General features: G+C 75.3%; 1 protein-coding gene and 1 pseudogene (1 of these 2 only partly in view). Both read right to left on the bottom strand.

Annotation, left to right across the window (positions count from 1 at the left end; genetic code table 11):
* Window positions 1-112 precede the first annotated feature (112 nt).
* The gene (locus ACFYYT_RS34650) at window positions 113-10,492 is read right to left on the bottom strand and encodes a type I polyketide synthase (protein WP_388610503.1); all 10,380 of its coding nucleotides are present in this window, start codon (window positions 10,490-10,492) and stop codon (window positions 113-115) included.
* Window positions 10,493-11,327: 835 nt separating this feature from the next.
* A pseudogene (locus ACFYYT_RS34645) lies at window positions 11,328-12,746 on the bottom strand (type I polyketide synthase); its annotated part runs 26,682 nt beyond the window's last position; the annotation flags it as partial.

Below are 12,746 nucleotides of genomic sequence, written 5' to 3'. Positions count from 1 at the left end.
GCCTGCGGTGCCGCCCCCGTCGGGGGCGGCGCGTCGGCCCCGTCGGGGGGCCGTGGGGGTCATGGGGGCGGTGCGGTCCCGTCGCCGGGACCGCACCGGGTGGCCGGCCGGGTCAGGACAGGCCGAGTTCGTCGTCGAGCAGGTCGAAGAGGTCGTCGGCGGTCGCCGAGCCGATCTCGATCTCGTCCGCGGGGCCGCCGCCGGCGCCGGAGCGGGTGTCCGTCCAGCTGCTCTGGAGCTCGCGCAGCCGCTGGGTGACCTTGGCCCGGTCCTCGTCGTCGTCGGCGACCTGTGCCAGTGCCTTCTCCAGCCGGTCGATCTCGCCGAGCAGGCCGAGCGCGGTGACTTCCTCCTCCTGGAGCAGTTCGCCGCGGATGTGGGCGGCGAGCGCTTCGGGCGTCGGGTGGTCGAACACGAGCGTGGCCGGCAGGCGCAGGCCGGTGGCCCGGTTCAGCAGGGTGCGCAGTTCGACCGCGGTCAGCGAGTCGAAGCCGATGTCGAGGAAGCCGCGGCTGACGTCGACGTCGTTCGGGGAGGCGTGGCCGAGGATGGCCGCCGCCTGACCGCGGATCAGGTCGAGCAGGACGGTGTCCCGTTCGGGCCCCGGGGTGTCGGTCAGCCGCCGGCGCAGCGACGCCGCGCTCTCGCCCGGGGAGTCCTGCCGTGCGGCGGCGGGCCGCTGGGGGCGCCGGACGAGGGCCCGCAGCAGCGGCGGGACCTCCCCCGTACGTCCGGCCAGGACGCCGGGGTCCAGGCCGACGGGGACGGCCACCGCGCGGTCCGCGGCGCCGGCCCGGTCGAACAGGGCGAGGCCCCGGGCGGCCTGGAGGGGGGTCATGCCGGACCGGGCGAAGCGGCGTACGTCGTTCTCGTCGAGCCGGCCGGTCATGCCGCCTTCGGCCCAGGGGCCCCAGGCCAGCGACAGCGCGGGCAGGCCTGCGGCGCGCCGGTGCTGGGCGAGGGCGTCCAGGAAGGAGTTGGCGGCGGAGTAGTTGGCCTGGCCGGGGCCGCCGAAGGTGCCGGAGGCGGAGGAGAACAGGACGAAGGACGTCAGGTCCAGGTCCCGGGTGAGCTCGTGCAGGTGCCAGGCCGCGTCGGCCTTGGGCCGCAGCACGGCGTCCAGGCGCTCGGGGGTCAGGGAGGCCAGGACGCCGTCGTCGACGGTGCCGGCGAGGTGGACCACCGCGCCGAGGGGGTGCTCGGCGGGCACGGCCGCCAGCAGGGCGCGCACGTCCTCGCGTACGGAGACGTCGCAGGCGACGACGGTCGTACGGGCCCCCGCCGCGTCGAGTTCCGCGACGAGCGCGTCGACGCCCTCGGCGGCCGGTCCGCGCCGGCCGGCGAGCAGCAGGTGGCGCACGCCGTGCTCGGTGACGAGGTGGCGGGCGACGAGACGGCCGAGTTCGCCGGTGCCGCCGGTGAGCAGCACCGTCCGCTCGGGGTCGTGGCGCACGGCCCGGGCGGCGTCGCCGCCGGCCGCGGGGCGGACCAGGCGGGGTGCGGCGGCGCGGCCCGCGCGGAGGGCGAGCTGGGGCTCGCCGGTGGCGAGGGCGGCGGGCAGCGCGGCGAGGGAGCGGGCGTCGCGGTCGACGTCGACGAGGACGATCCGGCCGGGGTTCTCGGACTGCGCGGAGCGCACCAGCCCCCAGACGGCGGCCCCGGCGAGGTCCCGGACCGGTTCGTCGGCGCGGGTGGCGACGGCGCCGCCGGTCAGCACGACCAGCGGGGTGTCGGCGAGGGCGTCGTCGGCGAGGGTGCGCTGGAGCAGGCCGAGGACGTGCCCGGTGGTGTCGCGCACGGCCCGGAGAACGTCCGCCCCTGCGGCTGCCTCCACGCCCGTGGCCGTGGCCGGGGCCGTGGCCGTAGTGCGGCAGTCGGCGACGAGGACGGCGGGCACGTGCTCCGCGCGGTGGACGTCGGCGCTGGTGCCGGCCGTGCGCAGCGCGTCGAGGACGTCGGGCGCGGCCTGGGCATGCGCACCGCTGCCGAGGACGGCCCAGTCACCCCGGGGCGCGGGGCCGTCGGAGCCCTCATGGGTGGGCACGTCGGTCCAGTCGACGGCGAAGAGCCATGCGTCACCGGTGGGCCCGGTCGCCAGCTGTTCGCGGCTGACGGGGCGCAGGACGAGGGACTCGACGGTGGCGACGGGTGCTCCGGTGCCGTCGGCGAGGGTGAGCGTCACGCCGTCGGCTCCGGTGCGCCGGATGCGGACGCGCACGGCGGGGGCGCCGGAGGCGTGCAGGGTGACGCCGGTCCAGGCGAAGGGCAGCCGGGGCACGGCGGCGGTGTCCCCCTCCCCGGCGGCGTCGCCGAGGGTGCCGGGGGCGGCGAGGCCCATGGCGTGCAGGGCCGCGTCGAGCACGGCGGGGTGCAGGCCGAACCGGCCCGCGTCCGCCGCCGCTTCCTCGGGCAGGGCCACCTCGGCGTAGACGGCGTCGGGGCCGCGCCAGGCGGCGCGCAGCCCCTGGAAGACGGGGCCGTAGCCGTAGCCGATGGTGTCGAGGTGGTCGTAGAGGCCGTCGACGGGGACCGGGGAGGCGTCGGTGGGCGGCCAGGCGGTGAGCGCGTCGTCGGGCCGCGGCGCGGGCGCCTCGGGGGCGAGGACGCCGCCGGCGTGCCGGGTCCAGGGCGCGTCGTCGGGCGCCCCGGCCGGCCGGGAGTGGACGGTGACGGTGCGCCGGCCGGTGTCGTCCGCCGGGGCGACCCACAGGCGCAGGTCGCGGGCGGCCCCTTCGACGAGCGTCAGCGGGGCCTCGATGGTCAGCTCCTCCAGGTGCCCGCAGCCGGTCTCGTCGCCCGCGGTGACGGCGAGGTCGACGAAGGCGGTCCCGGGCAGCAGGGCGGTACCGGCCACGGCGTGGTCGGCGAGCCAGGGCTGCCGGGCGAGCGAGAGGTGCCCGGTGAACAGCAGTTCGCCGGTGTGCGCGGAGGCGACGGCGGCGCCCAGCAGCGGGTGCCCGACGCGGCGCAGCCCGGCCGTGGTGACGTCGGCGGACCCGGCGGTCCCGGCGCCGCCGTGCAGCCAGTAGTGCTGGTGCTGGAAGGCGTACGTGGGCAGATCGACGGTCCGGGCCCCGGTACCGGCGAACAGCGCGGGCCAGTGCGGTCCGGCCCCCGTCAGGTGCAGGCGGGCCAGCGCGGTGACCGCGCTGTCCTCCTCGGGCCGGTCGCGCCGCAGCAGCGGTACGCACACCGTCCCGTCGGCTTCGGCGGCCTCGTCGGGCAGGCAGGTGCGGGCCATGGCGGACAGGACGCCCTGCGGGCCGAGTTCGAGGAAGCGGGTGACTCCGTGCGCGTGCAGGGTGCGCACGCCGTCGGCGAACCGGACGGCGTGGCGCAGGTGCCGCACCCAGTAGTCCGCCGTGGTGATCTCCTCGGGGTCGGCGGGCAGGCCGGTGAGGTTGGAGACGAGGGGGATGCGCGGCGGCGCGTAGGCCACCCGCTCGGCCTCCTTGCGGAAGTCGGCGAGCACCGGCTCCATCAGCGGGGAGTGGAAGGCGTGGCTGACCGTGAGCCGCTTGGTCTTCACACCCCGGCCCTCCAGCGCTTCCGCCACGGCGGTGATCTGGTCGTCGGCGCCGGAGACCACCACGGTGCGGGGGCCGTTGACGGCGGCGACGGCCACCCGGTCGTGGGCGGCGAGCAGCGGCAGGACCTCGTCCTCGGCCGCCTCCACGGAGACCATCGCGCCGCCGGCGGGCAGCGCGGCCATGAGCCGGCCGCGCGCGGCGACCAGCCGGGCCGCGTCCTCCAGGGTGAACACCCCGGCGACGTGGGCGGCCGTGAGCTCGCCGATGGAGTGGCCGAGCAGCTGGTCGGGGGTGATGCCCCAGTGCTCGACGAGCCGGAACAGCGCGACCTCGACGGCGAACAGCGCCGCCTGGGCGAAGTCGGTGCGGTGCAGCAGCGCGGCCCCGTCGGTGCCCTCGGGGGCGAAGAGGACCTCGCGCAGGGGGAGTTCGAGGTGCGGGTCGAGGTGCGCGCAGACCTCGTCGAACGCGTCCGCGTAGGCGGGGTGGAGCGCGTACAGCTCGCGGCCGGTGCCGCTCCGCTGGGCGCCCTGGCCGGTGAACAGGAACGCGGTGCGCCCGGCGGCGCCGCGGGTGCCTTCCACGACGGTGCCGTGCAGCACGCGGGGGTCGCTGCGGCCGTCGGCGAGGGCCCGCAGTCCGGCGAGGAGGCCGTCGCGGTCGTCGGCGAGGACGACGGCGCGGTGTTCCAGGGCGGCGCGGGTGGCCGTCAGCGAGTGCGCGACGTCGACGGGATCGGGGAGCCCGGTCGCCGCGTACTCGTGCAGGCGGTCGGCCTGGGCGCGCAGCGCGGCCTCGGTGCGGCCGGAGACGACCCACGGCAGGAGGCGTCCCTCACGGGCGCGGGGCGCGGCGTCGGAGGTGGCGTCGGAGGTGGCGTCGGAAGGTTCCGGGGCCTGCTCCAGGATGAGGTGCGCGTTGGTGCCGCTGACGCCGAAGGAGGAGACGCCGGCCCGGCGCGGGCGCCCGGTCTCGGGCCACGGCCGGCCCTCGGTGAGCAGGTCGACGGCGCCGGAGGCCCAGTCGACGTGCGGCGAACGCGCACCGGCGTGCAGGGTGGGCGGGAGCTGCGCGTGCCGCAGGGCCATCACGGTCTTGATGACGCCCGCGACACCCGCGGCGGCCGCCGGGTGACCGATGTTGGACTTGACGGAGCCGAGCCACAGCGGCTCGTCCCCGGACCGCTCCCTGCCGTACGTGGCCAGGAGGGCCTGCGCCTCGATCGGGTCGCCGAGGACGGTGCCGGTGCCGTGCGCCTCGACGGCGTCGACGTCGGCCGGGGTCAGCGCGGCACCGGCCAGGGCGGCGCGGATGACGCGCTGCTGGGCCGGGCCGTTGGGGGCGGTGAGGCCATTGCTCGCGCCGTCCTGGTTGACCGCGGAGCCCCGGATCACGGCGAGGACGCGGTGCCCGTTGCGCTCGGCGTCGGACAGCCGCTCCACCAGGAGCATGCCGACGCCCTCGGACCAGCCCGTGCCGTCCGCGTCGGCCGAGAACGCCTTGCAGCGGCCGTCCCCGGCCAGGCCGCCCTGGCGGGCGAATTCCGCGAAGACGGCGGGCGTCACGTTGACGGACACACCGCCGGCCAGCGCCCGGTCGCACTCGTCGTTGCGCAGCGCCTGCACGGCGAGGTGCAACGCCACCAGCGAGGAGGAGCAGGCCGTGTCGACGGTCACCGCAGGGCCCTCCAGGCCCAGCGCGTAGGCGATCCGGCCCGACATCACGGCGGTCTGGGTGCCCGTCAGCAGGTACCCGGCGACCTCGTCGGGCAGCTCCCGCACGTCGGAGGCGTACCCCTGGTAGGAGGCGCCGACGAAGACGCCCGTACGGGTGCCGCGCAGCGAGCCGGGGTCGGTCGCGGAGCGCTCGACGGCCTCCCAGGCGGCTTCGAGGAGGAGGCGCTGCTGGGGGTCCATGGCGAGGGCCTCGCGCGGCGAGATCCCGAAGAAGCCGGCGTCGAACCGGCCCGCGCCGTCGAGGTACCCGGCGTCCAGGGTGTGGTCGCCGGCCCGCAGCGGGCCGCCGTCGGCGCCGTCCAGGTTCCAGCCCCGGTCCCGGGGGAAGGGGCCGACGGCGTCCACGCCGTCCGCGACGAGGCGCCACAGCTCCTCGGGGGAGCTGACGCCGCCCGGGAAGCGGCAGCTCATGCCGACGATAGCGATGGGCTCGTCCCGGTCGGCGGCCCGCGGGGCGCGCTGCGGGACGCTGCCGGCCGCGTCGGCGGGGGCCGCGGGTCCCTCGTCGCCGAGGGCGTCAAGCGCGTCCAGGATGTGGTCGGCGATCTCCCCGGCGGTGGGGTAGTCGAAGACGAGGGTGGTCGGGAAGCGCAGTCCGGTCGCGGCCGCGAGCCGGTTGCGCAGGTCGATGGTGGTCAGCGAGTCGAAGCCGAGCTCCCGGAAGGGGCTGGTCCCGGTGATCTCCGAGGCGTCGGCGTGACCGAGCACGACGGCCGCCTCGGTCCGCACCAGCTCCAGCAGATGCCGTCGCCGGTCGGCCGCCGACCGTCCCGCGAGCGCGGCCCGCAGCCCGTCCCCGGCAGCGGACCCCGCACCGGAGCCGGCCGCGTCGTGCGCCGCCGCCTCCTCGGCCAGGGCCCGTACGGCGGGCAGTTCGCAGAGCAGCGGGCTGGGCCGCGTCACCGTGAACACCGGCTCGAAGAGCTCCCAGCGCACGTCGCACACCGTGGTGGTGGCGTCGTCCGCGCCGACCGCGCGCCGCAGTGCGGCGGTCGTCAGGGCCGGATCCATCACGGGCAGACCGCGCCGCTCCAGCGCTTCCTGCGCACCGTCGCGTACGGACATCCCGCTGCCGCCCCAGGGACCCCAGGCGACCGAGGTCGCCACCAGACCCCGCGCACGACGCCACTGCGCCAACGCATCCAGATACGTATTCGCAGCCGCGTACGCACCCTGCCCACCCGAACCCCACACCGCGGAGATCGACGAGAACAACACGAACGCGTCCAGGCCGTCGGCCCGCGAAGGCTCACTGAACAGCGCATCCAGATGACGGGCGCCGCGCGCCTTGGCGGCCATGACCCGCTCGTACTCCTCAGCCGAACCCGCCATCAGCGCATTCAACTGCTCCACACCAGCCGCATGCACCACACCCCGGACGGGCCCGTCCTGCTCAAGGCCCTCCACGAGCGCACGCACCTGACCGGCATCCGACACGTCACAGGCGACAACACTCACCCGCACCGACTCCGACGTCAGCTCATCCGCCAACGCGGCAGCACCGGCGGCTTTCAGGCCACGACGGCTCGTCAGCACCACATGCCCGGCACCCTCAGCCACCAGCCACCGGGCCACATGCGCACCCAACGCACCCGTACCACCCGTCACCAACACCGTGCCACGAGGACGCCACCCCTCCGACCCGGCAACCGGCTCCGCAGCCCGCAGGCGACGGCCATACACACCCGCCGCCCGCACCGCGACCTGATCCTCACCCGAAGCACCCGACAACAGACCGCGCACACGCACCGCCGCCCGCTCATCCAACACCTCAGGAAGATCGATAAGCCCGCCCCAACGGCCCGGATGCTCCAACGCCACGACCCGGCCCAGCCCCCAGACCAGGGACTGCTCCACACCAGCAGCCGTCAACACATCGGAACGGCCGGTCGATACAGCACCCTGCGTCAGAGACCACAACGGCGCACCGACCCCGGCATCACCCAGAGCCTGGACCAGCTCCAACGTCCCCACCAGCCCACGCAACGACACCACACCCGTGGCCTCATCCGTCAGCCCGGTGAGAAGGCCCGCAAGCTCCGCACGCCCCTGATCGCAGCCCACAAGCATGGTCCGCGCGCCAAGGGCATCAGCGACCCAGCCCGTCAGCGGACCATCCTCATCAGCCACCACCAGCCACGAACCCGAGACCTCGGCCCGCGCCGGCTCTGCCAGCGGCTTCCACGTGACCCGATAACGCCACCCATCCACCGCCGACTGCTCCCGCCGACGCCTACGCCACGACGACAAGGCAGGCAGCACCGCACCCAGCGAACCACCCTCCACCTCAAGCGTCTCCGCCAGCGCCCCCAGATCCTCGCGCTCCACCGCCTCCCAGAACGCCGCATCCACCACATCGGCCTCGGTCGGGGCGGTGGGCGTCGGTTCCTCGGACGGCTTCAGCCAGAACTCCTGGTGCTGGAAGGCGTACGTGGGCAGCGGCACGTTCCGCGCGCCGGACCCGGCGAAGAACGCCTCCCAGTCCACCGCGACACCATGGACGTACGCCCGGGCGACGGCGGCGACGGCCGATTCCGGCTCGTCCCGGCCCTTGCGCAGCACCGGAACGAACACGGCGTCCTCGACGCAATCCGCACCCATCCCCGACAGCACCCCGTCCGGGCCCAGCTCCACGAAGCGGGTCACGCCCTGGCGGTGGAGGGTGGCGACACCGTCGGCGAAGCGGACCGCCTCACGAACGTGACGCACCCAGTACTCCGCCGAGCACAACTCCTCCGCCGACGCCACCTCACCCGTCAGATTCGAAACGACCGGGATCGACGGCGCCGCGAAATCGACGGACTCCAGAACCGCCCGGAAGTCGTCCAGCATCGGATCCATGAGCGGCGAGTGGAAGGCATGGCTGACAGTCAGCTGCTTCGTCTTCACCCCGCGCCCGCCCAGCACGCCCGCAATCTCGCTCACGGCATCGGCCGCCCCGGAAATCACCACGGACTGCGGCCCGTTCACGGCCGCGATGCTCACGCCCTCGTACGCGGCGACCAGCTCGGCCACCTCCGCCTCAGCCGCACGCACCGACACCATCGCACCACCGGCGGGCAGCGCCTGCATCAGCCGCCCACGGGCCACCACCAGCCGCGCCGCATCAGCCAGCGAGAACACCCCCGCCACATGCGCCGCAGCAATCTCACCGATCGAATGCCCGAGCAGATAATCGGGCTGCACGCCCCAGCTCTCCACGAGCCGGAACAACGCCACCTCGATCGCGAACAGCGCAGGCTGCGTGAACTCCGTACGGTCCACGGCGGAGGAGTCCTCGGCGAAGACCACCTCGCGCAGCGGGCGACCGAGGTGGGGGTCGGTCTCCGCGCAGACGGCGTCGAAGGCGGCCGCGAAGGCCGGGAAGGCGGCGTGGAGTTCCCGGCCCATGGCGGCGCGCTGCGCGCCCTGGCCCGTGAAGAGGAAACCGGTCCGGCCCGGGACGACGGAGCCGAGGAGGACATCGGCCGAAGACGTGTTCCGGGCCACGGCCTCCAGTCCGGCGAGGTGGTCGGGGCCGAGGACCACGGCGCGGTGGGGGAAGGCCGTGCGCGTGGTGGCCAGGGCGTGGCCGATGTCCTGGGCCGCCGCGGCGGTCCCGGCATCGGTGCCGGTGTCGGCGAAGGTGCGGGCGAGGCGGTCGGCCTGGGCGCGCAGTGCGGTCTCGGTGCGGCCGGAGACGACCCACGGCAGCAGGCGGGCCGGTACGTCGGACGCCCACCCGGTCCCGGGCGCGGCGGAGTCGGCGGACCCGCCGGACCCGCCGGAGTCGGCGGGGTCGGCCGGTTCGGCGGGCGTGGCCTCTTCGAGGATGACGTGCGCGTTCGTGCCGCTCATGCCGAACGAGGAGACGCCGGCGCGGCGGGGGCGTTCTCCGGCGGGCCAGTCCCGGGCCTCGGTCAGCAGCTCGACCGCGCCGGCCGTCCAGTCGACGTGCGGGGACGGCTCGTCCACGTGCAGGGTCCGCGGCAGGACCCCGTGGCGCATCGCCATGATCATCTTGATCACGCCGCCGACGCCCGCGGCGGCCTGCGTGTGGCCGACGTTGGACTTCAGCGAGCCCAGGCGCAGCGGCTGTCCGTCGGGGCGGCCCTGGCCGTAGGTGGCGAGCAGCGCGTCGGCCTCGATCGGGTCGCCGAGCGTGGTGCCGGTGCCGTGTGCCTCCACGGCGTCGACGTCGGCGGGGGTGAGTCCCGCGCTGGTCAGCGCCTGGAGGATCACGCGCTGCTGGGAGGGGCCGTTGGGGGCGGTCAGACCGTTGCTGGCACCGTCCTGGTTCACTGCTGAGCCCCGGACCACGGCGAGGACCTGGTGGCCGTTGCGGCGCGCGTCGGAGAGGCGCTCCAGGACGACCACGCCGACGCCCTCGCCCCAGGCGGTGCCGTCGGCCGCCCCGGCGAAGGACTTGCAGCGGCCGTCGGCCGCCAGGCCGCCCTGCTGGCTGAAGCCGACGAAGGCGGCCGGGGTGGACATCACGGTGGCGCCGCCGGCGAGGGCCAGCTCGCATTCGCCGCCGCGCAGCGCGCGGACGGCGAGGTGCATGCCGACGAGGGAGGTGGAGCAGGCGGTGTCGACGGAGACCGCGGGGCCTTCGAGGCCGAGGGCGTAGGCGATGCGGCCGGAGACGACGCTGGCCGCGGTGCCGGTCAGGAAGTAGCCGGCGGTCTCGGGCGGCGCCTGCTGGAGAAGGGTCGCGTAGTCCTGGCTGGTGGTGCCGACGAAGACGCCGGTGCGGCTGCCGCGCAGCGCGGCCGGGTCGATGCCCGCGCGCTCGACGGCCTCCCAGGAGGTCTCCAGCAGCAGCCGCTGCTGGGGGTCCATCGCGAGGGCCTCGCGGGGCGAGATGCCGAAGAAGGCGGCGTCGAACTCGCCCGCGTCGTAGAGGAAGCCGCCCTCGCGGGTGGTGGAGGTGCCGGTGGAGGTGCCGGTGGCGGAGCCGTCGGTACCGAGCAGCCGCTCGAGGTCCCAGCCACGGGTACGGGGGAAACCGGAGATGGCGTCGGTGCCGTCCGCCACCAGCCGCCACAGGTCTTCGGGGCTCGCCACGCCGCCCGCGAACCGGCAGCCCATGCCGACGACGGCGATGGGCTCCTGCTCCGCGAACTCCAGCTCCTTCACCCTCTGTTTGGTCTTGGCCAGATCGGCCGTGACCCACTTGAGGTAATCCCGAAGAGTTTCTTCGTCCGCCATCCAGTACCACCCCTGGGAAACGACCAGCCAGCTCAATTAATGGAAAAGCTGCCCGATATTGCGCGACGGACACGGAATTCCGGCTCCGGTGCGGAGCGAGAGGAATTCCAGTTCTGTCGTCGACCCTATTGGCGCAGCCTGTGCGGCAAATTTATGGGCCCCCGGAGGAGGGCAACAACCCCTAGCCGCCCCCTGGCGACCCCTCTCGGCGGCCTTTCCGCACGGTTCGTTCGAGCAATGGAAGGGCGCCGGTAGCGCCCCGCAAGGGCGCCACAAGAGCACGGCAAGGGGCTCCGGCCCCGGCGGCGGCGTGCACGGAAAAGGCGCGGGGGGGGGGGGGGGGGTGTTAGGCCCCCCCCCCCCCCCCCCGCCCCGGAACACCGGGGGGGGGGGGGGGGGGGCCCCCGCGGGGGGTTTATTAGATATAGGGTGGGGGTGGGGGGGGCCGCCCGGCCCTCCTGGCCCCCCCACGCCCGGGGGGGGGGGCCCCCGCGGGGGGGGGCGGCCCCGCCGCCGGGGGGGGGGGGGGGGGCCTAACAACCCCCCCCCCCCCCCCGCCGCGCTCACCCTTTTACCGGCTGGGTCAGCTGGTGCGCCCCAGGCCCTTGTTGATGAACTCGAAGAGGTCGTCGTCGCTCGCCGACTCCAGGGAGTCCACCACCGCGTCGGCCTCCGCGGCGCCGTCGCGCGCCGGCTCGGCGCCCTCGGACCACTTGGCCAGGAGGCCCTGGAGCCGCATCCGCACCTTGCTGTGGGTGAGGTGGTCGGGGGCGGCCCCGTCGAGCGCCGCCTCCAGCGCGTCCAGGTCGCCCAGCAGGGCCGCACCGTCGTCGGCGGCGCCGCCCAGCAGCCCGGACTTGAGCAGCTGGACGACGGCGGCCGGTGTCGGGTGGTCGAAGACCAGACCGGCGGGCAGCTTGGTGCCGGTCTCCCGGACGAGCCGGTTGCGCAGCTCCACGGCCGACAGCGAGGTGAAGCCGATCTCCAGGAACGGCCGCTCCGGGTCGAGCGGACCCGGCTCCGCCTGGCCGAGGACCTCGGCGGCGTGCCGGCCGAGCAGTGCGAGCAGGACGGCGTCCTGCTCGGCCGCGCCCGCCCCGGCGAGCCGGGCGCGCAGCTGCGCGGCGGCCCCTTCGTCGATCTCCTCGTACTCCGTGACCGACTGGCGCACCCGCTGCTGCCAGGACAGCAGCGCGGGCAGCACCTCGCGCAGCGGCCGGTCGACGTCGACGGCCAGGCTCCGGGTCAGCGAGGTCAGGTCCCCGTCGTCGACGGCGTCCTCGACCGCGTCCCAGAACCGGGCTCCGACCGCCCGGCCGGACGCATGCCCCGGCCGTACCGGCTCCGGCCAGTAGCGCTCCCGCTGGAACGCGTACGTCGGCAGGGCGGTCCGGGCGACGGCGGTCCCGGCGACACCCGACCATGCGCCGACCGACCCGGTGAAGTGCGCGGCCCAGTCGATCCGCGCCCCGGCCGCGTACAGCTGCGCCAGCGCGGAGACCACCGCCCCGGCACCGTCCCGGTCGGCGCGCTGCGCGGCGACGAAGACGGCGTCGGGCAGGCATTCGGCGCCCATCGCCGACAGCACGGCGTCGGAGCCGACCTCCAGGAAGCGGGTGGCGCCCTGGGACCGCAGCGCGGCCATGCCGTCGGCGAAGCGGACGGCGCCGCGCACGTGCCGCACCCAGTAGTCGGGCGCGCACAGTTCCGCCGCCGAGGCGACCGCACCGGTGACGTCGGAGACCATCGCGATGCGCGGCTCCGCGTACGTGATCGACTCGGCGACCTTGCGGAAGTCCGCCAGCATCGGGTCCATGAGCGGGGAGTGGAAGGCGTGGCTGACGGTGAGCCGCTTGGTCTTCACGCCGCGTTCCTCCAGCGCGGCGACGATCCGCGCGACGGATTCCGCGGCGCCCGAGAGCACCGTGGAGCGCGGGCCGTTGACGGCCGCGATGCCGACGTCACCGTCCTGCGGGAGCAGTTCGGCGACCTCCGCCTCGGCGGCGCGCACCGAGACCATCACACCGCCCTCGGGCAGCGCCTGCATCAGCCGGCCGCGGGCGGCGACGAGGCGGGCCGCGTCCTCCAGCGAGAACACCCCGGCGACGTGCGCGGCCGCGATCTCGCCGACCGAATGCCCGAACAGGTGGTCGGGCCGCACGCCCCAGCTCTCCACGAGCCGGTACAGCGCCACCTCGAAGGCGAACAGGGCGGGCTGGGTGAAGCCGGTGCGGTTCAGCTCGGTGGCGTCGTCCGCGAACATCACCTCCCGCAGCGGGCGGTCCAGGTA

The sequence above is a fragment of the Streptomyces sp. NPDC002032 genome (assembly GCF_042890765.1).
Lineage (GTDB): Bacteria > Actinomycetota > Actinomycetes > Streptomycetales > Streptomycetaceae > Streptomyces.
This window is presented reverse-complemented; position numbering and strand designations above follow the sequence as displayed.